19 protein-coding genes are annotated in these 22,432 nt (G+C 40.4%); 14 read left to right on the plus strand and 5 right to left on the minus strand.

Features of this window, described 5'->3' with window-relative positions; translation table 11 throughout:
• Positions 1 to 10 precede the first annotated feature (10 nt).
• From AAEZ00_RS11095 to AAEZ00_RS11145, 11 genes are all read left to right on the plus strand, one after another.
• Positions 11 to 403 (plus strand): ATP-binding protein, encoded by a 393-nt coding sequence (locus tag AAEZ00_RS11095; RefSeq protein ID WP_101030316.1) that lies wholly within the window; start codon positions 11 to 13, stop codon positions 401 to 403.
• 344 nt (positions 404 to 747) lie between these two features.
• On the plus strand, positions 748 to 1,113 hold the full coding sequence (locus AAEZ00_RS11100; RefSeq protein WP_101030315.1) for an STAS domain-containing protein: 366 nt from the start codon (positions 748 to 750) through the stop codon (positions 1,111 to 1,113).
• Positions 1,114 to 1,160: 47 nt separating this feature from the next.
• Entirely contained in the window at positions 1,161 to 2,444 is a 1,284-nt protein-coding gene (locus tag AAEZ00_RS11105; protein WP_351088635.1) for a polysaccharide biosynthesis/export family protein, read from the plus strand.
• Between the two features lie 10 nt (positions 2,445 to 2,454).
• A complete protein-coding gene (locus tag AAEZ00_RS11110) occupies positions 2,455 to 3,978 on the plus strand; it encodes a GumC domain-containing protein (RefSeq protein WP_232772015.1) in 1,524 nt (507 codons plus the stop codon).
• Positions 3,918 to 5,192, plus strand: coding sequence for an O-antigen ligase family protein (locus tag AAEZ00_RS11115; RefSeq protein ID WP_101030313.1), 1,275 nt, complete (start codon positions 3,918 to 3,920; stop codon positions 5,190 to 5,192). Before AAEZ00_RS11110 ends, AAEZ00_RS11115 begins: the two co-directional genes overlap by 61 nt.
• A 314-nt stretch (positions 5,193 to 5,506) precedes the next feature.
• Positions 5,507 to 6,838: an oligosaccharide flippase family protein gene (locus tag AAEZ00_RS11120; protein WP_351088636.1), complete on the plus strand. Its 1,332-nt coding sequence runs from the start codon at positions 5,507 to 5,509 to the stop codon at positions 6,836 to 6,838.
• Complete coding sequence (locus AAEZ00_RS11125; protein WP_351088637.1) at positions 6,835 to 7,875, plus strand: glycosyltransferase family 2 protein; 1,041 nt, start codon at positions 6,835 to 6,837, stop codon at positions 7,873 to 7,875. The genes AAEZ00_RS11120 and AAEZ00_RS11125 overlap by 4 nt, the downstream gene beginning before the upstream one ends.
• A gap of 199 nt (positions 7,876 to 8,074) precedes the next feature.
• Positions 8,075 to 10,048, plus strand: a complete 1,974-nt coding sequence (locus AAEZ00_RS11130) for a WecB/TagA/CpsF family glycosyltransferase (RefSeq protein WP_351074828.1) — start codon at positions 8,075 to 8,077, stop codon at positions 10,046 to 10,048.
• 10 nt (positions 10,049 to 10,058) lie between these two features.
• Complete coding sequence (locus AAEZ00_RS11135) at positions 10,059 to 11,432, plus strand: nucleotidyltransferase family protein (RefSeq protein ID WP_351074830.1); 1,374 nt, start codon at positions 10,059 to 10,061, stop codon at positions 11,430 to 11,432.
• Between the two features lie 27 nt (positions 11,433 to 11,459).
• Entirely contained in the window at positions 11,460 to 11,894 is a 435-nt protein-coding gene (locus tag AAEZ00_RS11140) for an FAD synthase family protein (protein ID WP_101030308.1), read from the plus strand.
• A 9-nt stretch (positions 11,895 to 11,903) separates the two neighbouring features.
• Positions 11,904 to 13,163 (plus strand): CDP-glycerol glycerophosphotransferase family protein, encoded by a 1,260-nt coding sequence (locus AAEZ00_RS11145; protein WP_351074832.1) that lies wholly within the window; start codon positions 11,904 to 11,906, stop codon positions 13,161 to 13,163.
• A 32-nt stretch (positions 13,164 to 13,195) separates the two neighbouring features.
• Here AAEZ00_RS11145 and cysS read toward each other — a convergent pair whose 3' ends face one another.
• Positions 13,196 to 14,575 carry a cysteine--tRNA ligase gene (cysS, locus tag AAEZ00_RS11150; protein ID WP_351074834.1) on the minus strand — a complete coding sequence of 460 codons (1,380 nt, stop codon included), beginning with the start codon at positions 14,573 to 14,575 and terminating at the stop codon, positions 13,196 to 13,198.
• 143 nt (positions 14,576 to 14,718) lie between these two features.
• Here cysS and AAEZ00_RS11155 point away from each other — a divergent pair, with 143 nt between their 5' ends.
• Together AAEZ00_RS11155 and AAEZ00_RS11160 are read left to right on the plus strand one after the other, a co-directional pair.
• The gene (locus tag AAEZ00_RS11155; RefSeq protein ID WP_101030305.1) at positions 14,719 to 15,213 is read left to right on the plus strand and encodes a peptidylprolyl isomerase; all 495 of its coding nucleotides are present in this window, start codon (positions 14,719 to 14,721) and stop codon (positions 15,211 to 15,213) included.
• Between the two features lie 2 nt (positions 15,214 to 15,215).
• Complete coding sequence (locus tag AAEZ00_RS11160; protein ID WP_101030304.1) at positions 15,216 to 15,941, plus strand: UDP-2,3-diacylglucosamine diphosphatase; 726 nt, start codon at positions 15,216 to 15,218, stop codon at positions 15,939 to 15,941.
• Between the two features lie 65 nt (positions 15,942 to 16,006).
• Here the strand turns inward: AAEZ00_RS11160 and miaE are convergent, their stop codons facing one another.
• On the minus strand, positions 16,007 to 16,774 hold the full coding sequence (gene miaE, locus AAEZ00_RS11165) for a tRNA isopentenyl-2-thiomethyl-A-37 hydroxylase MiaE (protein WP_351074837.1): 768 nt from the start codon (positions 16,772 to 16,774) through the stop codon (positions 16,007 to 16,009).
• A 363-nt stretch (positions 16,775 to 17,137) separates the two neighbouring features.
• On the opposite strand from miaE, the gene AAEZ00_RS11170 reads away from it, so the two are divergent.
• Positions 17,138 to 17,734 carry a Yip1 family protein gene (locus AAEZ00_RS11170; protein WP_101030302.1) on the plus strand — a complete coding sequence of 199 codons (597 nt, stop codon included), beginning with the start codon at positions 17,138 to 17,140 and terminating at the stop codon, positions 17,732 to 17,734.
• Between the two features lie 151 nt (positions 17,735 to 17,885).
• On the opposite strand, the gene glnS is transcribed toward AAEZ00_RS11170, so the two are convergent.
• From glnS to AAEZ00_RS11185, 3 genes are all read right to left on the minus strand, one after another.
• Positions 17,886 to 19,556 carry a glutamine--tRNA ligase gene (glnS, locus tag AAEZ00_RS11175; RefSeq protein ID WP_351088638.1) on the minus strand — a complete coding sequence of 557 codons (1,671 nt, stop codon included), beginning with the start codon at positions 19,554 to 19,556 and terminating at the stop codon, positions 17,886 to 17,888.
• Positions 19,557 to 19,715: 159 nt separating this feature from the next.
• Positions 19,716 to 22,028 (minus strand): Fe(2+) transporter permease subunit FeoB, encoded by a 2,313-nt coding sequence (gene feoB, locus AAEZ00_RS11180; protein ID WP_351088639.1) that lies wholly within the window; start codon positions 22,026 to 22,028, stop codon positions 19,716 to 19,718.
• Positions 22,021 to 22,260 (minus strand): FeoA family protein, encoded by a 240-nt coding sequence (locus AAEZ00_RS11185; protein WP_011638067.1) that lies wholly within the window; start codon positions 22,258 to 22,260, stop codon positions 22,021 to 22,023. The genes feoB and AAEZ00_RS11185 overlap by 8 nt, the downstream gene beginning before the upstream one ends.
• Between the last annotated feature and the right edge of the window lie 172 nt (positions 22,261 to 22,432).

Here is a 22,432-nt window from a genome sequence, read left to right on the forward strand (position 1 = left end):
GGAGCGCATTATGAATAGTTTACAATTAAACTTAACGCCTCAAATTATTGAGCAGCAGCAATTTTGTATCGAACTAGAACAATTTATGCTGAACAACCAAGTATGTGATAAACAGCGTTTTAAAGTCATTACCTGTACGTTAGAAGGCGTCAATAATATCCTTCAACACACAAGCTGTGATGCTGCCAACATTACCTTATTAATGCACTGTAATACCGATAGCGTCATCGTCGACTTACTTGATAATGCTCTTTATACCGAATTACCCGCTTTGATTGATTGTCCTGATCAAAATGAGGAACATGGTCGGGGTTTATGGATAATGTATAGTTGGATGGATCAGGTGTGGAATCAACCCACAGTATTAGGCAGCCACCTAAGAATGAGTTTATTAAGAAACTAACCCACTTACTGACAGAAATAACGATTACGAACCCTTTATAACAGCAGTAAATTAGTCCAGCTTACTGCTTTTTAAAATCTTCGCTGCACGTCAGAACTGACTTATCACTAAAAATAACCCCCTCCGGCATGCACCAATGCATTGCAATCTGCAAAATCTCACCCTCAATTTGCAATAAACACTCTCTAATACATGCAATCAATTGAAATTAAACAATAAAATAACTGGCACATATACTGCAATATCTTTTAGTAATTAAAGATATTCTCAGCCGATGATATAAAAATCAATGATTGATAATACCAATATTCACTTTGTTACATGATAAATCAGAGGGCGACATTATGAACTTCGAATTAAAAGCACAACAACACGCGAGTGTAGTTCGCTTACCAAGAAAAATGGTAATGGCACAAACGCCAACATATAGAGCCGCTATTTTAGAATACATCAACAAGGGTAATACTCGACTGGTCTTCGACATGAGCCAGCTTGAATACATTGACTCAAGTGGGCTTTCAGTTTTGATTTCTGCACGTAAAAATACCATGCATTATCAAGGGAATATTGTGTTGTTAAATCCAAATTCCAGCGTGAGAGCATTAATTGAGTTAACTCGGTTGCATCATATTATGGATATTTATGAATCTGAAGAGCAAGCGCTTGATGGGCTGCATGAAGATACGCCTTTAAAAGAAATGACCCGCTAGTGTCAATACGGGCAGATTATTGGGCTTTACTTATTAAGGAATTTATCATGACAAACTTATCCCACGTTACGCTCATTGGATTATTTTGCGTAAGTGTTTCAGCTTGCGTCACCCCCAATAGACCAGCAAGCGAAGATATTTGCCAGTTAACGACCTCAAGTGAATGCCACTATTTTGGTCAGCACACGCCTTATGATCGACAGATCAGTGCCCAACGTCCAAATAATCTTAAATTGGGCTTAATTGAAAACGTGCCAATCAATAATCCATACATTAATGCAAACAGCCATTTGCTCACTAAAGAAGGTGTTAAGGCGCAACACCTTGCCCCGGGCTTAATTGACTCGCAATGGCAAAAAGCCCAACTGAAATTGTCGGTGGGTGACAAATTAGATATTAATATTTTAAACGGTGAAGATTTCAGTAAAGCCGTTGAAATTGATGCCGATGGCAATATCTACCTGCCATTCATTCAAAGTGTATCAGCAAAAAACCTCACCTTAATACAATTGAACGATGCCATCAGGCATCAATTGATCATTGAAAAACTGATGCAACCTGCTGCTATCCGTATCAGCATTGTGCCCATCAGTTGGGCCCCGATTAATATCACCACTTCTGGCGCGGTATATGAACCTGGTCAGCACATGATTAATAAAAAACAACCCATTGAAACTAAAGATGACGGAAGTGATTTTTCTGGTGATCAAGCCACTGAGCGAAGCATTGATGCAGCGCTTCGTTCTTCTGGAGGTATTCGTCCAGATGCCGATTTAACGGCGGTGAATGTTATTCGTGATAATCGGATATACCGCATCGAGTTAACAGGTGTTTTAACCGGCGAATCGATTCAAGAGTTTACCTTAATGGCAGGGGACAAAGTGTATGTCCCCTCAACAAACCAATTCAATGACGAATTGGCTAGACCATCGCCGATTACAACACCGGGTATTCGAGTATTTATGTCTAACTTAACCCAACCAGCAAGTTCAAACAGCCAATCAGCAGTAGACAGAGAAGCCACCCGATTCCCTTACGGTACACGCTTACTCCATGGCGCCATTGCAGCCAACTGTGTCGGCGGCGCGCAATCAACCAATGCCAGTCGTTACATATTATTAGTGACTAAAAATCCATTATCGAATCAGATGGATGTAGTCGAACGTTCGATTGATGGGTTAATACAGCAATCTTGGAAAAATAATATGAACCCAGTGTTATTACCGGGTGATGGCATTGCCTGTTATGACTCAAGAATGACCAACTTCCGTGAACTTGCACGTAGCCTAACCGACGTCATTATTCCAAGCAGCTTAATTGGCTGGTTATAAGGAGCATGTCATGGATAATGTTATTGAAGACAAAAACCAGCAAAAAAGGGCACACAATAACAATGAAGCTGATTATCAAATCAATGATGCCAAAGATAATAGCTTAAGCGAATTGGCTTACTTATTTTGGATAAAACGGGCAGCATTGGAAGGCAGTAAACTCACCCCCAAAGCACGTAAGCGTTTATATCTTAAAACGGCAATGATGAGCTTATTAATTATCTGGATCATGACGTCGATATTACTGGTGATTAAACCCACCTCTTACGTGTCAAAGTGGATATTAATCTTACCCGGTAATGGTGCTGGAGCATTAGTTAACCTAGATAGCGTAGGCCAAGCAACCAGCTCATCTAGCTCACCTTATTTGAGTTCGGCAATTGATCCTCGAGAAAATTATAAAGCCATATCTAGCAGTGATATGTTAATGACTCAGGCGGCAAAACAATTAAAAATGTCCGTTGCACAACTCGGTAAGCCAAAGCTTACGTTACCCAGCCAAACGGGTCTAATGGAATTTAGCGTTAAAGGCGGTACAGCTCAAGAAGCGCAAGATAAAGGTTGGGCATTATATCGTTCATTACAACAGCTGCTCAGCGACCTTCGTACCGATGAAGTGAATCTTCGAGATAGTGGCATTAGTCAAGGTTTAGCTGGCTACAATAGCAAAGTAAAAAAGACTCAAGATGCTATTTTAGCCTTTCAGTCAGAACGTGGTTTAGTATCACTTGATCAGTTTAAAGAACTCGCATTAACCATTGAGCGATTACGCCATGGTCGGGTCAATATGCTGTCTACATTAACCGGAATTGAAGCGGAAGAACAAAGTCTACATCAACATTTAGGAACATCATCTGATGAGGCCGCGGCTCTGTTAAAGCTGCATAATGATAAGCTCTTTCAGCAGCTATTAATGGCTTACAATGACACCATGGGCCAACAACATGCCCTATCCGCTCATTATGGAACTAATCATCCACAAATAACCAGTTTACGTGCCGAAGAAACTAAACTACAAACGGCCTTAGAAGCGCGTATAACGTTATTATTAAGACAAAAACAGCGTATACAACAAACCAAGCTACTGAATATACTGATGTTAAAAGACATTGATGGCCGCGCAGAGTTAATGGGGCAACTGATACAACTAAGGGCTAAACATCTTGGCTTAAAGCAACAACTTAGCACATTGGATGAACAAATTGTACACTGGGAAATCCGTTTAGACTTGTCTAATGATGATGCCGCAAAACTAGAAGATTTACATCGAGCTCATCAACTGGCCACCGCGGTAATGACCTCTGCTGTAGCCAAAATGGATGTAGGTAAAGCGGATATTTTTACTGCCTATCCGTTATTGCAATTATTGTCGCCACCTTCATTTGCTTCTAAAGCAGATAATTTGGCGACCATGTTATTACTTGTTGCGGCCTTTTGCGCATCGTTTATGGCAATAATAGGACTGAGTATTTTATGGATCCGCAAACCGTTACTCCGCAAAATGCTGACGAAAGAATCGTCTACAAAGCCATAGTCTACAGCTATTTGTTTTGGCTAGTGGGAGCCCTTTATATTATCGCTCCGGTTATTGCTTGGATTTTATTTTGTCGCTTACTGGTCAAAAAGCTGTCTTATCAACCCGCAAGTACCATCAGCTTAACGCTGTATATTTGGTTATTAGGTATGTGGGTGATGTTAATCGCCCTTATTGTTGGCCATCTTGAACAGGGCTTGGGCATAGCCAAATTAATAAAGTCGAGTATAGGCTGGGCTAAGGGATGGGCTTTATTGGCTATTTTTCCTGTAATTGGTTGTTTAGACATTAGGCCGCAAGTTATTTACCGAGCGTGTTGTCAAGTCTGCAAACATACCGTTATATTGCTGCCGATATTTGTACTGGCATGGCTACTTAAATTACCCAGTACCTTATATGTTTCCCCATTAAGTATTATTGGTGGCCCAGGGCCTGAGTTTTTCTCATTAAGCTTATATGAGATAGATCCTGGCAGTGGGATCCCGCGCTGGCGTTTATTTACACCTTGGGCTCCCGCATTAGGGATGTTGGGCAATTTATATTTTATTTTTGCACTTCAAGAGTCTTCTCGTCGTTGGAAACGTTGGGGGGTTATTGGCAGTTTACTTATGGTGCTAATGTCTCAATCTCGGCTGGCCTTAATTTGCTATATGGCCTTATTTGGCTACTTCTCGATGCTAAAATTTGTCCGTACCCCACTCCTGTACTTTATATTATGCCCTATCATTTTAGCGACTGGATTTGTTGGTGAATCCATTCTGAATAAAATAACCATGACTATTGCTGCGGTGAAAGGAGCCAGAGCAGACTCCACTCGGGTTCGACAGTCCTTAGCTGATATTGCTGTTGAACGATGGTGGAACGAAGCGGTTATGTTTGGTCATGGTATTGTTGAGCGAGGACCGCATATGGTGGAGTTTATGCCAATTGGTTCTCACCATACTTGGTATGGGCTATTATTTGTCAAAGGTTTGGTGGGGGCTATAGCACTGGCTATTCCCATGCTAGTGACATTTGTGGTGTTATTGCTGAGGATTTTTACCCACCCATTGGCAAAAGTAGGCATGGCGATACTGATGCTGTTAATGCTATACACTTTTGGTGAAAACTTAGAAATTCTCGCTTATCTATTTTGGCCTGGGTTGATCATTTTGGGCAAAGCGCTTATTGATCCACCGACCGCGCCATCGCACCTTGTTGACACCAAGCAGTAAATCAATTTCATCAAGGTCATTTACTCATCAAGTCTATCACTTAGCGATATTCGTTAAGTGAACTACTCTGCGACTTTCGCTCCGCTCGGATCACAGGGTTTTCTCGACAGATTCAACAAATAAAGCTTACGCCCTCCAGACTATCGAACGTTGCATTTTGCTTTTGCAATCTGCAACACGACCTTTCACAAATCGCCTTTCTCAATTAAAAAAACAAATAAACCATATAAAACAATGCATTAAAATATGGCACAATTTATGTATCAATCCCTACGAGGCATAGCATCTATGCAGTAAATTACCCTGGGATTAATATGAAAAACTGGCACGTTAATAAGTTATATCAATCAAGCCAACTCATAAATCAAGGCTTTGCGGGGTTGGGGAAAAGTATGATGTGGCTTGGTTCTGCGCAATTTAGTGGCCGGATGATCCGCTTAGTTTCCAGTGTTATTTTAGCGCGTTTATTAATGCCCGAAATTTTTGGCCAAGCAGCAATCGTACTCACCCTATTTGAACTCATTTGCACCGCCACTCGCCGTATTACCTCAGCGGCATTAATTCGCATGGATGATCAAACCTTTTCCGACCACTTTAACAGTGCAAACTGGGTCAATGTCATCGTCTGCATCATTGCCTTTTTGCTTATGGTGGCGATTAGTTTTCCATTAGCGAACTACTACCAATCTCCTCAATTGGTTATGCCTATCGCGCTAATGGCGACGAGCTTTTTATTTCTACCAATGGGTATGCAGTATGCAACATTAAATTTGCGTAGAAATAATATGCGTATTGTGGGCAGAGCTAATTTATGGCAGACCCTAATAGATGCGTTTTTAACGGCCACATTGGCATTATTAGGCTTTGGAATTTGGGCCATTATTTTACCCAAAGTTCTGGTTATTTTTATTTGGATTGCGATCCATCGTTATCAAAATCCTCTTCCTCAAACGCTGTCTACTTCGAACACCTTTAGGGACATCAACTTGGTTAAAATAACCTCGTTGTTAGCTTTTGGTATTCCGGTGAGCTTAAGCGATCTCACCACCACCCTTAGACAAAATATCGATTACTTGCTAATTGGTTTCTTTATGGGAATAGAGACACTCGGAGTGTACTTTTTTGCTTATAACATCAGTTTAGGGATCAGCCTTGGCTTAATACAAAGTTTTGGCACCGCGTTTTACAGTCACCTTTGTCAACGCAGTTCTTTACAACGCGATCTTTGTGCTAAATATCTCAGCAGCATTGCAGCCATTATGGCGATAACCATCCCGATAATTTTATTACAAAGCCTGTTATCACATTGGTATGTGCCCATGGTCTATGGCGATAAATGGCTCGCAACGGATGCTGTGAGTGTATTCCTGTTTTTGTGTCTGAGTGGTTTAGCAAGGCCATTAGGCGAAGCCGCTAGTCAATTATTGCTCGTTAATGGCTTAAGCCAAGTCAATTTGAAAATCAACCTATTACTAACCGCACTATATGCCGTGGTCATCAGTATTGCTTGTCAATATAGCCTCGTTGCCGTAGCTCAAACAGTAATGGTCACCTATCTCATCACGTTACCGCTAGTGAGTATTTATAGCTATCAAAGAGTGTTTAAAAGCACTCTCCAATTAAGCCCTGTAGGAGAATCATCATGAGCCCTAAAATCTCTGTAATCATGCCCGTTTATAATGTGCAGAAATTTGTGAAACAAGCCATTGAATCTGTTTTAAGTCAAACATTGACTGATTTTGAACTTATCATCATTAATGACTGTGCGACGGACAATAGTCTGAGAATTTGTCAGAAAATAATCGATCCTCGTATCCGTATCATTAATCATATTGAAAACAAAGGACTGGCAGCTGCTCGTAATACCGGAATTCGTCATGCTTTAGGTAAATACGTCGCCTTTATTGACTCCGATGACATGTGGCATACAGAAAAACTGCAGCGTCACTGCACCCATTTAGACGAAAACTCTAAGGTGGGGATCAGCTTTTCACGTTCAAGCTTTATGAACTATGAGGGCAAAACGATTGATTTTTACCAAATGCCACAGTTAACTAATATTGATGCTGCACATTTACTTTGCCGTAATCCGGTTGGTAATGGCTCAGCACCCGTTATCCGCCGCGAAACGTTGGATGATATTCGTTTTCAAGCGGTATACAAATATGAGTTGTACTCATGTTATTTTGATGAAAAATTTCGTCAATCTGAAGATATCGAATGTTGGCTGCGTATTGTGGCAACCACTAAGTGGAAAATGGAAGGATTGCCGCAACCGTTAACTTATTATCGACTTAACCATGGCGGATTATCCGCTAACTTACTAAAGCAGCTTGCCTCTTGGGAGCAAATGATCAACAAGGCAAGATATTTTGCTCCTAAACTATTAAAACGTCATGAAAATATTGCACGAGCTTATCAGTTACGTTATTTAGCTCGTCAAGCAATAAGAATGAAAGATGGCAAAATGGCAGCCAAATTAGCCACCCAAGCATTACAAACGTCACCTAAAATTCTAATCGATGAAATGGGCAGGACAATTAGCACTGTGAGTGCCGCTTATTTACAATGGATACTGCCGGCAATTTGCTACCATTGGTGTGAAAGTGTAGGACATAAAATCATTGGTTTAATCCAAAAATACAAGATTATCCGTGACGGCGTGTCATCCGCGTTCTTATAACAAGGTTCATTCAAGCAATATCATCTGATTGCAAGCTGCTTTGCAAACTGCAATCAGGTGAAACAAACCCAAACAAATCAAAATAAACCCATACAAATCAACATTATAAATAGTGGCACGATTTAAGCATTATCTAGATAACTCATTAGGAAACTCACCGAGTTTCCTATCCGTACCACAATGGTTATCGAGGTGGCTTATGCGCACTCACATCAAAAACATTTCATGGTCAGTCAGAATAGTTGAATCAATTATCAGCTTGATATTACTACTCTTGGTCAGTCCGTTGTTATTATTAAAAGCTTGTTACTTGAAATATCAGCACGCTCAAGCGATTGAAGTGGTCTATTTACACAGCGGCAATGAAAAACCTATCGCGTTATTACAATTTATTCAGCCGCAATGGTCCTATTGGTTAGGCCTCATTAATGTGATTAAAGGTGAGCTTGGCTTTGTGGGTTGTCAATATCAATATGAGGTATTGGAATATCAAGACTATATAGTCCGTCCAGGTTTAATGTCCTTTAGCCAAATGCACTCAAGAATGGGTATTGCCTATGACAAGTTTACCATTGACCCGAAATTAAATGCCTCAGTGAGCCGCTATATATTAACAACCCTTCGTTGCTTAATAGGTTATACCTTGTCATCAAAGATGGTTTGCACTAGCCAGACCCATTTTACCTTACTCAAAGTGGCGATTAGTAACGTCACCATGAAACAAGCCATTGATAGCTTATTAACCAGTGGCCGAAGCCGTAACTGTGACGCTTTCGCATTCGTCAATACAGACTGCATGAATATTGCCCATACCAATATTGAGTATCGCCAAGTATTAAATCAAACCAAGCATGTTTTTGCTGACGGCAGTGGTTTGCGCTTAGCCTGTAAATACAACCACATTGTGCTTAAAGATAATGTTAATGGCACCGATATGTTTCCACGCTTATGTGAACAAGCAGCCAAAAATGGCACATCTATTTATTTGTTAGGTGCTAAACCTGGCGTAGCAGAAAAAGCCGCGGCGAACATGACAAAACGTTATCCCCAATTACGCATTGCTGGCATACAAGATGGCTATTTTAAAGCTCATCAAACTGAGGACATCATTAAGCATATTAATCAGTCTGATAGCGGAATTTTATTGGTCGCTATGGGGGCTCCTACTCAAGAGATGTGGATAGCTAATCATCAGCATCAGTTGAATGTGGGAGCAGCCGTTGGTGTCGGAGGGTTATTCGACTTTTATGCTGATGCGGTCACTCGTGCACCTTTGGCACTTCGTCAAATGGGAATGGAATGGACTTGGCGGTTAATGCAAGAGCCTAAGAGAATGTGGCGTCGATATATTATTGGCAACCCATTGTTTGTTCTGCGGGTATTAATTGATTTGATCGCGCAGCGATTACTAGCGCATAAGAGTGCAAACAAAGCCACATTGCAATTTGCATCAACGCCGTCTCAAAATGCAAATCCGTTGGTTGCGACATCGATAAACGTCAACCTTTTAGACGCTACCACACAGCGAAAATCATGGGGTAAACAACGATGGTTTTTCAGCAAAATAAAGTTAAACCAAATCAGCAAAAGGCTATTGGATATTAGTGCGTCGGCTAGCTTATTGCTGATGCTGTCTCCGCTTTTATTACTCACGGCTTGTGCGATACGACTTGAATCAAAAGGCAATGTATTTTTTAGCCAAACCCGTGCAGGACAAGACAATCAACCGTTTACTATGTTTAAGTTTCGTTCAATGTTTACCGATGCAGAAGCTAGATTGGCTAAATTAACTGCACAGAATGATATGCAAGGTGGGGTGCTGTTTAAGATGAAATCTGATCCTAGGATCACTCACATCGGCGCTTGGATCCGTAAGCTATCAATTGACGAATTACCACAACTTTGGAACGTCTTTAAAGGCGATATGTCATTAGTTGGCCCGCGTCCTGCATTACCCAGTGAAGTGAACCAATATCAGTTATCAGATAGACGAAGATTAATGGTTAAACCCGGTATTACCTGTATTTGGCAAGTATCTGGCCGATCTCACATTCCATTCGACAAACAGGTTGAACTTGATGTTGATTATATCTACCAACAATCACTGATAAAAGACATTAAGTTATTATTTAAGACCATTCCGGCAGTTATTTTCGCCCGGGGTGCATACTAGGAGTAAGGATATGCAAGCCATTATTTTTGCCAACCGTTCAGCGACCGAACTGGCACCATTGAATCGTCAATACTGTGCTGCGTTATTACCCGTGGCCAACAAAGCAATAATTGACTATACCCTTGAAGATCTTGCTCAAGCGGGTATTACCCGTGCGAAATTAGTCATCGCCAATAATGCTGCAGAAATTGAATCCCATGTTGCTAACGGTGCTAGATGGAATTTAACTATCGAATATTTTTTAAGCAAACCAGAAGAAGATATTGAATCAGTATTAAAACGGATGAAATTAGACCCTAATCAGTCTCTATTAGTCGTGAGGGGTGATATTGTTCGCACACCTTGTATTAGACGTTTTGTTGAATTTGCCAAGCAGGTTAAACAAGCATTTGTGCTAGCCTCAATGAGCGATCTAAACCCTGGACTATTAATGCTACCCGAAGGCCGCTTACATGGGCACAATTTAAATTGGCCATTAGCCGCTCCCCAAAAAGATAACGATAAAACCATTAATCAAGTCTTACACGGTATGGCTTTCCATCTAGACAGCATCGACAATTTTGTTGCCGCAAACCATTATATTATTAAACATGCCGACACCTTTGACTTAAAAGGCCGTAGAGTTGATTCCGCGCAAAAAAATAACCAACTTAGAATTGAACATCAAACACAGCACCCTAGTTTTGCAAACCAAAAAACTTACGGCAACATTGGAGCCAATACCTATTTAAATAATAAGGTAAAATGTCATGGTGCGATCGTGATCGGCCAGCATTGTTATATCGATAATAGCGAATTAAGCAATAGTATCGTATTACCCAATACATACATTGGTAATAACCTTAATGTTAGCAATCAAATTGTATCTCAAGATTACATTATCGATATTGCCAAAAACACTTGGGTTAAAGTCAACGATCCTAGTCTTGTTTCTACATGTCATCTCAAGGTAAAGAAATTAACCAAGGTGTCATTTATCACCCGATTAGTGGCGGCATTGTTAATTCTATTAACCCTACCGATTATGTTAATCAGTTTACTGGTAGCTTGTATTCAACGGCCTAAACATCCCATTAAACGGATTTGCGTCAGTAATAATCAGCAACAGCTTATCTCTTTGATTGAAATCGCCATCAACGCTCCGGTGCTGGCAAAGTTGCCACAATTGTGGCTCGTCGTTAAAGGTGAGCTATTGCTCTTTGGCGCAAGTTCTCTGGGTCACCAACATGCACGTTATGGTGTATTTGGTCCGGTACAAATCCTACTGAATGATACGACCCCACAGGAAGAAATAGAATTGGTTGAAATGGAGTTTCAACCATTAAGTCAACTAGGTTACCTGCGTCGATTATGGCAAATAACCCACTCAATCAATGCTCGTTAATTCATATATCAAGACTTGAGGTATTCCATGAAAACTATCATTACTTACGGCACGTTTGATTTATTTCATTTTGGACACGTGAGGTTGTTTAAACGCTTAAAAAAGCTTGGTGATAAGCTAATTGTGGGGGTATCCACCGACGAATTTAATGCGCTTAAAGGTAAGGCCGCGTTTTTCAATTTTCAACAACGACAAGAAATTGTCGCAGCCTGTAAATATGTTGATGAGGTGATAGCTGAAAACGATTGGCGCCAGAAAAGGAATGATATTATTCGGCTAAATGCTGACATCTTTGCTATTGGTGATGACTGGAAAGGTAAATTTGATGATTTATCTGATATCTGTAACGTATTTTATCTTGAACGCACGCAACAAATTTCAACGACAGAAATTAAGAATAATCTTGCCAACAGAGTGATTCCAGATCCAATAAATCATCCCGTTAGCGCTAATATTGCATAAGGAATTAACATGTTATTTAGCTATGTTAATCAATGTATTAGATTACTCATCACTCAAACGCTTTATTGTTTGTCAGGTTTGATACCGAAGCAACATAAAGCGGTCATGGGCTGCTATAAAAACAAGTTTGCAGATAATAGCAAATACTTGTTTCTCCATTGGCAAAGACAACAAACCATTACCGCGATTTGGATATCGGGTGATAAAGCACTCATTAAGCAGTTAACACAACAAGGCTATTTAGCTTATTATCGTTGGTCTTTAATGGGCGTTTTTCATGCATTAACGGCTAAATACTATATTTATAATAGTTATATTGGTGATATTAATCAGTACTTTGCTAAGGGTGCTATTAAAATTAATTTATGGCATGGTTCACCATTAAAACAAATCGAATTTGATATCAGTAATGGACCGTTACACTCGGTTTATCATCCATCGACATGGGCGCAAAAATTAAATGCTAAAGCCTTGTATCATCAACAGTACGTCAAACCCGATTTCATGCTTGCTGCCAGTGATACGGTGAAAGGGCTTTTTCGCACTGGCTTTAAAATGACAGACGAGCAGTTTCTCTGTTGTGGTAATCCTCGTACCGATTATCATCGTTATTATCAAATCAATAATCATCAAACACCATTTACTAATCAAGAGGTTAAACACGTTATTCTTTACGCGCCGTCATGGCGTGATTCAAGCTTAACCAATGACAATAATAACATTTATGCTGAGGCCATTAATTTTAAAGCCTTGTCAACACAATTGATCGATCAAAACCAAATACTATTACTGCGATTACATCCAAATGAAGCGCATTTTGCGGCTGAACTGGATCAATACCCTAATATCATCAATATTACCGAATGGGACGACATATACGGTATTATCAACAAAATAGATTTACTGATCACTGACTACTCATCGATTTACATTGATGCATTACAATACAAATGCGATATCGCTTTTTTTCCATTTGATAAGGCGCACTATCACAGCGAATGCAGAAGTGAATATTCTTATGTAGCGAAACTTCCTGCTGCTGGGCCCAGTGTTTATAACTTTGCCGAGTTGCAAAATATGCTCAAACACATGGCCACCAATGCTGAACCCTCATTAAATGTAGCCGACTCATCAAGACAAGCGTTTTGTAGTCCACAAACAAGACAAGTATTAACTAATACATTTTGGCAACATTCAACCAATGCATTAGATTGCTTAGATGAACTGGTAAAACAAGGTCAACACGAAGCAATAAAAAAGCCCGCATAAATGCAGGCTAAAGGATCATTTCAATGTCAGACTTACTTTTTACGCCATGTGGTGCCGCTTGGTCCGTCTTCTAAGATCACACCTAGTTGATTGAGGCGATCGCGGGCGACATCAGCTGCGGGCCAATCTTTTTCGGTGCGGGCGCGGTTACGCTCGACAATAAGCGCTTCAATTTCTGCCACTTCATCATCACTGCCCTCACCTTTAAAGAAAGCATCTGGTGTTTGGCTGATAATTCCCAGCACATCCGCTAATTGCTTCAAACGCACACCTAATGCAGAGGCGGCAGTCATATCGGTTATTTTAAGACGGTTAATTTCACGTACCATCTCAAATAAAACCGAATACGCTTCAGGCGTATTAAAGTCATCATCCATTGCCAACTTGAACTTGGCCACAAACGCTTCAGCAGGAGCTGCGTCGACGGTTAAGTCTAAGTCTTTAATCGCCGTGTATAAACGCTCTAATGCTGAACGAGCTTGCTTTAAATTATCTTCAGAATAATTTAACTGGCTGCGATAATGACCGGATAATAAAAAGTAACGTACCGTTTCAGGATCATAATGCTTAAGCACATCACGAATGGTAAAAAAGTTGTCTAATGATTTAGACATTTTTTCACGGTCAACCATCACCATTCCGGTGTGGATCCAATAATTTACATAAGGCGTATCGTGGGCACAGCAAGACTGAGCAATTTCATTTTCATGATGAGGAAACTGTAAATCAGAGCCGCCACCATGAATATCAAAATGTGAGCCCAAATGTTTACTGTTCATAGCTGAACATTCAATATGCCAACCAGGACGACCAGGTCCCCAAGGTGATTCCCATGTCGGCTCACCGGGTTTTGACATTTTCCATAACACAAAATCCATCGGATTATGTTTGGCATTATCAATTTCAACTCGAGCACCCGCTTGAAGTTGATCAAGGTTTTGACCTGACAACTGGCCATACTCAGGAAACGAGGCAACACTAAATAAGACATCGCCATTACTGGCGACATAGGCATGTTTTCGGTCCAGTAAACGCTCAACCATATCGATAATTTCTTCAATATGTAACGTTGCCCGAGGCTCAAAATCAGGTCGCATCATATTTAATGCGTCAAAATCTTTATGCATTTCGGCAATCAAGCGCTCAGTAAGTGACTCACAAGATTCATTGTTTTCAGCTGCCCGTTTGATGATTTTATCATCAACATCGGTAATATTACGCTGAAAATTCACCTCATAACCTAGGTAACGTAAATAACGTACTATCATGTCAAACGAAACAAAGGTACGCCCATGACCAATATGACATAAATCGTAAATGGTCACGCCACAGACGTACATTCCGATTTTACCTGGATTTATTGGTATAAATTCTTGTTTATCACGGCTAATACTATTGTAAATCTTTAACATCGAATGGTCTCTTTTACACTAATTTATAACGGGAAATATTAATTCAGATTCTACCATGATGTCACCTGTTTTGAACAATGCACTTTAAGCGGCACTTAAGATAAGTTAGAATCGCGCAAATCAATTTTTTCAAGTGAGATAACATGATTACTTTACATACCAATTTCGGCGATATTACTTTGCAACTAAATGCAGAAAAAGCGCCTATCACTGCCGCTAACTTTATGCAGTATGTTGAAGATGGCTTTTTTGACGGTACGATTTTCCACCGTGTTATTGACGGTTTTATGGTCCAAGGTGGTGGTTTCACTGAAGAGATGAGCCAAAAAAGTGTTAAAGCATCAATCAAAAACGAAGCTAACAATGGCTTATCTAACCGTAAAGGCACAGTTGCAATGGCGAGAACGTCTGATCCGCATTCAGCAACGGCACAATTTTTCTTTAACGTAAATGATAATACCTTCCTTGATTTTAAATCAGAAACCTCTCAAGGCTGGGGTTACTGTGTCTTTGGTGAAGTCGTTGAAGGCTTAGATATTATTGAAAAAATCAAGAATGTTGCAACCGGTAACAATGGCATGCATCAAGATGTGCCATTAGAAGCCATTGTGATCAAAAGCGTTAGCGTTAAAGCGTAATTGTGAAAAAAACAATCTTTGTGGGCGATTTGCACTTGAGTGTTGATCGCCCCGATATTACTCAAGCCTTTGTGTATTTTCTAAACCATGGTTTAGACAATACTGAAGCGCTTTATATCATCGGCGATCTATTCGAAGTGTGGATGGGTGATGATATTGCAGAACCCTTTAGTGTTGCCATCGCGGAGGCAATCAAAACGGTATCAGACACCCTACCAGTGTACTTTATTCATGGTAACCGTGATTTTATGGTTGGCAAACAATTTTGCCAACGCGCAGGTATGAAAATATTGCCTGAGGTGTATTGTATCAACTTGTACGGTGTTAACACCGTGATTTTGCATGGTGATAGCCTTTGTACACTTGATATTGCTTATCAGCGATTCAGACGCTTTCGAAGTTTTGGACTTGTTCGCTGGGTTTACGCCCACTTACCTAAAAAGACCCGCTTAAACATTGCCGCTAAAATTCGTCAAACAAGTGTGCAAGACAATCAGCACAAACACCACGAAATTATGGATGTTGAGCCAAGCGCGGTCACAGCACTACTAGCAAGTACTGGCTGCCAACGAATGATCCATGGTCATACACATCGGCCCGCGATTCATCAGCTCACAGCTCAAGAACAACGTGTGGTGGTCGGTGATTGGTATACTCAAGGCAGCGTGCTAAATGTCAGTGATAAAGGTTGTGAGTTAGTAACATTACCCTTTTCCGCAACAAACTAGGCTCACTTGAAGGTATCAGAATTGATATCAACTGTGAGTCTTGGTTTATATAGCGCCATTATTGATTATTGAGGCGGTATTCCACTGTGGAAACGAAACTCTGTATCTACTGACAAAATTAACTGCATTTCTTTTTCTCGAAAATAATTAATTCGTTCACTAATATCTTTACCTGCTACAACCTCAGCAAGAGCTAAATAATCCTGATAATGCCGAGCTTCTGAACGAAGTAATGAAGTGTAAAACTTAGCCAAGTCATCATCTAAGTGCGGCGCAAGCTTGGCAAATCGCTCACACGAACGTGCCTCAATAAACGCACCAATAATCAACTTATCAATCATGGTCTCAGGCTCATGAGTTCGGACATGAGAAATTAATTGTTTGGCATAACGGCCTGCGCGAATATTACGGTAGTCAATACCGCGTGCAGACATAATTTGCAGGACTTGTTCAAAATGATGAAACTCTTCTTTGGTAAGGCGCACCATTTTACTCATTAAGTCAGCACTATTGGTTAAGTCTTTGTTGGCGACTAATTCACTGGTGATATCATTTTTTTTACTATCACGAGCCAAAAATGCTTGCACATTACGGTCTGGTTGATAGATAAAATCCTCATAAGGTTTTGCCCAAGCCTTTAATAGATATGAACTACTTTTATCAATCGCATATTTGCGGATCATTAAAATAGCCGTTTGAGCAGCCTTAAGCTCGCAGTTGCAATGGTCGATCAACAGTGGCGTTAATTGTTCAGGTTGTTTTGCTTGTTCAAGCCAACTGTTTGGGGTCTCACAACCTAGAAAGTCATAAATAGGGACCAGTAATTGCTGCATAAGATGGATAATCCTTTCAAAAAAACTAAGGTTATTTTACCTATATAACGATCTTTTCTGAAGTCAAAAACGTAATACCACTTGACGAAAGTCTATTTATGTTTAATAAATAAGCTAAGCAGCTTATTTTAACGATTTTGTAACAGATGCAATCGATCACCTTAAATGATGACTCTACATTGGGATAGAGTCATAACTTAACAACATAGATGTTGGCAATGGAACCATCTCAGTGTGATGCCAACACAATAACGCCTGTTGATAAGTAGATGTGGACTGATTAAGGCGGTGGGTAAAGAGCTGTAGTCAGTTCGTCGTTGTTTGGCGAACTAGGTCAAAAAATGCTAAACAAGGATAACTATAATGGTATTGAATCACTTAATGGGACTGTACACTCATCCGAAACAAGAGTGGCAAAAAATTGAAAAAAATCATGAAGCGCTAAAAAGCAGTTTGAGCCATATACTGCTTATCGCACTTATCCCGGCAATTTGTGCTTATTTTGCAACGGCACACATTGGTTGGAATCCTGGCGTTGGAGAACCGTTATTTCTTACATCACAAAGCGCACTACTGATGTCAATTGCGATGTATTTTGGTTTAATTATTGGCGTTTTGGCGCTTGCTTATTTAGCCTTTTGGATGGGTAGGACGTTTGATGCAGATCCAACCTATACACAAGCTCTTGAATTAGCGTCCTATACTGCGACGCCCCTGTTTATGGTCGGTCTAGCCGCACTCTACCCTGTACTATGGTTCATTATGGTCATCGGACTAATTGGCTTATCCTATTCGGTTTATCTTCTGTATGCAGGTGTTCCTATTATTATGAATATCCCTGAAGAAAAAGGCTTTATTTACGCAAGCTCAGTAGTGACCGCTGGTCTGGTGTTATTAGTCGCACTGATGGCAAGTAGTGTGATTTTATGGAGTATTGGCTTAGGCCCAATGATGCAATAATTTATTGGTAACTTATATGAGTTATTGATTATTGATTGTTGATTGTTGATTGTTGATTGTTGATTATTGATTATTGATTATTGATTATTGATTATTGAAAAAATGATATAAAAAAGGCGCATTCAGCGCCTTTTTTTACTATTTACCTTGATTACGCAAAAGTATCTCGTAACGGTACGGTTAAGTTAAACACTAAATGTTCAGCGCTAGAATCTTTACTGTCAGCACAGAAATAACCTTCACGTTCAAACTGGTAGGTTTTTTCAGCCGATGCATTGACCAAACTAGGTTCAACCAGTCCCTTGACCACAGTGAGTGAATTGGGGTTAAGGACTTCATCGACCGTTTCAAAAGCCGCAGGATTTACATTGGTAAATAGACGTTCATACAAACGAAACTCAGCAGGTTTCGCTGTTGATGCCTCAACCCAATGAATAACCCCTTTTACTTTACGACCGTCAGCAGGATTTTTGCCTAAAGTATCTGCATCATAGGTACAATAAACCGTTGTGATATTACCATCAGCGTCTTTATCACACCGATCTGCTTTGATAATATAAGCATTACGTAAACGGACTTCTTTACCTAAAACCAGTCGTTTAAAATGCTTATTTGCCTCTTCTTTAAAATCTGCGACGTCAATAAATAGCTCACGCCCAAATGTCAGCTCACGAGTTCCCATGGTTTCATTGTTTGGATGAGCAGCAGCCATAATGGTTTCGGTTTCAGTATTAGAATAGTTTTCAATGACGACTTTTATCGGTCTTAACACTGCCATTGCTCGAGGAGCATGCTCATTAAGCTCTTCACGGATACAGGCATCTAACATGCCTACTTCAACCAAATTATCTTGCTTGGTGACGCCAATACGTGAGCAAAACTCACGAATAGATGCAGCCGTATAACCACGACGACGCAAGCCCGCAATCGTTGGCATTCTTGGGTCATCCCAACCGGTGACGAGTTTACGTACGACTAGATCATTCAACTTACGCTTAGACATCAGAGTATATTCAAGATTCAAACGCGAAAACTCATACTGACGCGTACGATCCGGGATGTTAAAATCGTCTAAATGATCCAAGACCCAATCGTATAAACGACGATTATCTTGAAACTCTAACGTACAAATTGAATGAGTAATATTTTCAATCGCATCTGAAACACAATGGGTAAAATCGTACATAGGATAAATGCACCATTTATCCCCCGTTTGATGATGATGGGCAAAACGTATACGGTAAATAATAGGATCACGCATACACATAAAAGGCGATGCCATATCGATTTTGGCGCGCAGTGCACATTCGCCTTCTTTGAATTCACCTTTGCGCATTTTTTCAAACAGCGTGAGGTTTTCTTCAATACTGGTATCACGATAAGGACTGTTTTTACCCGGTTCTTTTAATGAACCCCGGTATTCTCTTGTTTGCTCACCATTTAAAAAACAAACGTAAGCAAGCCCTTTATTAATTAACTCAACAGCATACTGGTGTAACTGCTCAAAATAATTCGATGAATAACGGATATCGCCAGACCATTCAAAGCCCAACCAGCGCACGTCTTCCTGAATAGAATTAACATAATTGATGTCTTCTTTTTCAGGATTTGTATCATCAAAACGTAAGTTACACTGACCTTGATAATCTTTGGCAATACCAAAATTTAAGCAAATAGATTTAGCATGGCCAATATGTAAATACCCGTTAGGCTCTGGTGGGAAACGAGTATGTACTTGGCTATGCTTACCGCTTTTTAGGTCTTCGTCTATGATATTACGAATGAAGTTACTTGGACGTACTTCGGTGTCCACATGACTCATGGAATTCCTCTTGGCGCACAATGGCAATATGAATAAAAATAGATGATCCTACAGAACTTAAGTAGTTACAACTACTAGGATCGAAAAAGTTAACCTTATAAAGCAAATAAACCCAGCAAAGCTGGGTTTATTGTTTAAATCAAACAGGATTAAGGTTAACTATTCCGTGATAATGCGTATTCCAGGAATAATTTGTTGGGCTTTTCTGCCTTTTTTATTTAACCAGAGATAAAACCCAATCAATGCCACAACAAAGAAACCGATCCAACTGGCAGACTGCAACGGATGTTGAGTAAAGGTCGCGCCTTGGTAAACCACGGTCGCCGAACCATAGGCGAGTGAAAACGTCCAAATTGCAGCAAAACGAGCCCATTTAGCACCAAACTCATGAACCAAGGCCCCCATAGCGGCCACACAAGGCGTATAAAGCAAGATGAATAACAAGTATGAAAATGCCGCTATCTGACTTTTAAAGCCTGTTTGAAGCGCACTGAATGTGGAGGAATCAACAGACAATGCCATCGCAGCTTCATCTAAATCAGTAATACCCGCTATTGCAATTGATAATGGGTCACCTGGCTCTATGCCTAATAAATTTGCCGGAACGGTGGCTAAGCCTATTTTGACGCTATCCCAAATAGACACAAGTTCTACGTCATCACCATCGACGGTGCTGTATAAACTATTTAACGTCCCAACTACAGCTTCTTTAGCAAAAATGCCGGTAATAATACCCACTGTTGCCGCCCAGTTATCTTGCTCAATCCCCATTGGACTAAAAAAGGGTGTGATTTGTTGACTCGCAGCACTGAGTAATGATTCTTTACTATCTTCATGCCCAAAAGAGCCATCAGTACCAATAGCATTAACAAAGTTAAGCAGCGTCACCACAATAATGATGGTTTTACCCGCGCCCATAATAAAGCTTTTAGTTCGCTTAGTTGTGCGAGAGAACACCGCTTTAGATTTAGGCATTTCGTAACTTGGTAGCTCCATAACAACGGCACTGCTTGTACCTGGCAATACCGTTTTACGCAGTAATAAACCAGTACCAATCGCAGCAAAAATACCAATGATGTAAAGTAAAAACACCAAGTTTTGACCCGACTGTGGAAAGAATGCGGCAGCGAATAACGCATAAACAGGCAAGCGAGCACTACAAGACATAAACGGTGCCATCATACCTGTCACGATCCGCTCACGCTCACTGCCTAAGGTTCTCGTTGCCATAATGGCAGGAACGGAACAGCCAAAACCAACAATCATCGGCACAAAGGCTTTGCCCGGCAAACCAATACGGCGCATTAAACCATCAACGACAAAAGCTGCACGAGCCATGTAACCAGAGCCTTCAAGTACCGAGAGGGCTAAAAATAACGCTGCAATAACCGGTATAAACGTCGCGACCGTTTGAATACCTTGGCCAACACCGCCAGCTAAAATCGTCACTAGCCAATCAGGTGAGCCCATTGACGACAGCAAAGCCCCAAAATGATCAACAAAAATGGCACCCGCGGTAATATCAAACAAGTCAATAAATGCATTACCCACGTTAATACTGAATAAAAACATCAGATACATAACAAACAAGAAGATTGGGATGCCCAAAACGGGGTGCAACACCACCTTGTCGAGTCTATCAGTGGCACTAACGTGTGTACCTTGACTGACTGAAGCTTCAAACACCTGTTGCACAAAATCGTAACGTGTCGTCGCGATCATAATATCAATATCTTCACCAGCTTGCTCTACCCGCTGGGTACATTGTTGTACCGTGTCGTGTAATTGCGTTTCACTGGTACCACAGCCATTTCCATGACTGTTGGCTAAAATAGCAAGGGCTTGTCCGCGGCTTAACTCAACAAGACCTTGGCTGTCATTTTGCTTCTGTAAAGCTGTGACACTTGCCTCGATATCAGCATGGTACTGCAATAATAACGATGATGTTGTGTCGCCTTTTTTCAATAATGCCAATAACTCAGTCTGTAGCTGTTCAACATCGGCTTGCTTACGTGAGCAAATTGCGACGACTGGACAACCAAGTCGTGCCGACATGTCATCTGCATTAATATTGATCCCCAGCTTTTTAGCTGCGTCAATTTTGTTAATGACAACAATAACCGGAATACCTAACTCACGTAATTGGGTGGTTAAATACAGATGACGCTCAACGTTTGTGGCATCAACTAAGTTGATAATGGCGTCCACTTGTTGATTTGAAAGATAGGCCTGGGCGATTTGTTCATCTAATGAACAATCGCAGCTATTACCTGCGGGTAATAAATCATATATGCCCGGTAAATCGGTAAGAAAAACATCAGTACCAGAGTAACTAAGCTTACCGGTTTTCTTTTCTACGGTTACACCCGACCAATTGCCAACCTGCTGGCTTGCACCTGTAAGTGCATTAAAAAGAGTCGATTTACCTGCATTGGGGTTACCCACGGTGACACAGTGAAATTGTTTAGTCATTTTTTAGAACTACCTCGATAATATCGGCTAAATCACAACGCATACATAATTTACTGCCACGTAAATCTAACTCAACACCCGAGCCCATAGGGGCTCGACGTATAAAATGAAAACGAGTGTTGGGTGTAATGCCCATAGATAACAATTTACGTTTGACAGTTTGCGGTAACGTTAATTGACCGATTTCAGAGATAATCGCCTGATCACCAGGCTTAAGTTCACTCAGCTTCATGTAACACTACCTTCAACTACATTAATAACGTTAAAATTTTATATGAACTGAAACAGTTAAACTCAAATCTAGATCAAAGTTTCACTTGTTAACGAGAATTGTTTTCAGTTGTATTACGCATTATGTGACAAATGCCCGTTAGAATATAGTACAACGAAGATTTTATTTTAAC

The organism is Shewanella sp. S1-49-MNA-CIBAN-0167 (assembly GCF_040310145.1).
Taxonomy (GTDB): domain Bacteria; phylum Pseudomonadota; class Gammaproteobacteria; order Enterobacterales; family Shewanellaceae; genus Shewanella; species Shewanella psychromarinicola.

Coding starts and splice junctions, on each gene's coding strand:
- miaE (WP_351074837.1), bottom strand. CDS start 16,774: ATGCAGCAATTACTGGTCCCTATTTATGACTTTCTAGGTTGTGAGACC.
- AAEZ00_RS11100 (WP_101030315.1), top strand. CDS start 748: ATGAACTTCGAATTAAAAGCACAACAACACGCGAGTGTAGTTCGCTTA.
- AAEZ00_RS11110 (WP_232772015.1), top strand. CDS start 2,455: ATGGATAATGTTATTGAAGACAAAAACCAGCAAAAAAGGGCACACAAT.
- feoB (WP_351088639.1), bottom strand. CDS start 22,028: ATGACTAAACAATTTCACTGTGTCACCGTGGGTAACCCCAATGCAGGT.
- AAEZ00_RS11105 (WP_351088635.1), top strand. CDS start 1,161: ATGACAAACTTATCCCACGTTACGCTCATTGGATTATTTTGCGTAAGT.
- AAEZ00_RS11135 (WP_351074830.1), top strand. CDS start 10,059: ATGCAAGCCATTATTTTTGCCAACCGTTCAGCGACCGAACTGGCACCA.
- AAEZ00_RS11130 (WP_351074828.1), top strand. CDS start 8,075: ATGCGCACTCACATCAAAAACATTTCATGGTCAGTCAGAATAGTTGAA.
- AAEZ00_RS11185 (WP_011638067.1), bottom strand. CDS start 22,260: ATGAAGCTGAGTGAACTTAAGCCTGGTGATCAGGCGATTATCTCTGAA.
- AAEZ00_RS11170 (WP_101030302.1), top strand. CDS start 17,138: ATGGTATTGAATCACTTAATGGGACTGTACACTCATCCGAAACAAGAG.
- AAEZ00_RS11095 (WP_101030316.1), top strand. CDS start 11: ATGAATAGTTTACAATTAAACTTAACGCCTCAAATTATTGAGCAGCAG.
- cysS (WP_351074834.1), bottom strand. CDS start 14,575: ATGTTAAAGATTTACAATAGTATTAGCCGTGATAAACAAGAATTTATA.
- AAEZ00_RS11145 (WP_351074832.1), top strand. CDS start 11,904: ATGTTATTTAGCTATGTTAATCAATGTATTAGATTACTCATCACTCAA.
- AAEZ00_RS11115 (WP_101030313.1), top strand. CDS start 3,918: ATGGATCCGCAAACCGTTACTCCGCAAAATGCTGACGAAAGAATCGTC.
- AAEZ00_RS11140 (WP_101030308.1), top strand. CDS start 11,460: ATGAAAACTATCATTACTTACGGCACGTTTGATTTATTTCATTTTGGA.
- AAEZ00_RS11155 (WP_101030305.1), top strand. CDS start 14,719: ATGATTACTTTACATACCAATTTCGGCGATATTACTTTGCAACTAAAT.
- AAEZ00_RS11120 (WP_351088636.1), top strand. CDS start 5,507: ATGAAAAACTGGCACGTTAATAAGTTATATCAATCAAGCCAACTCATA.
- glnS (WP_351088638.1), bottom strand. CDS start 19,556: ATGAGTCATGTGGACACCGAAGTACGTCCAAGTAACTTCATTCGTAAT.
- AAEZ00_RS11125 (WP_351088637.1), top strand. CDS start 6,835: ATGAGCCCTAAAATCTCTGTAATCATGCCCGTTTATAATGTGCAGAAA.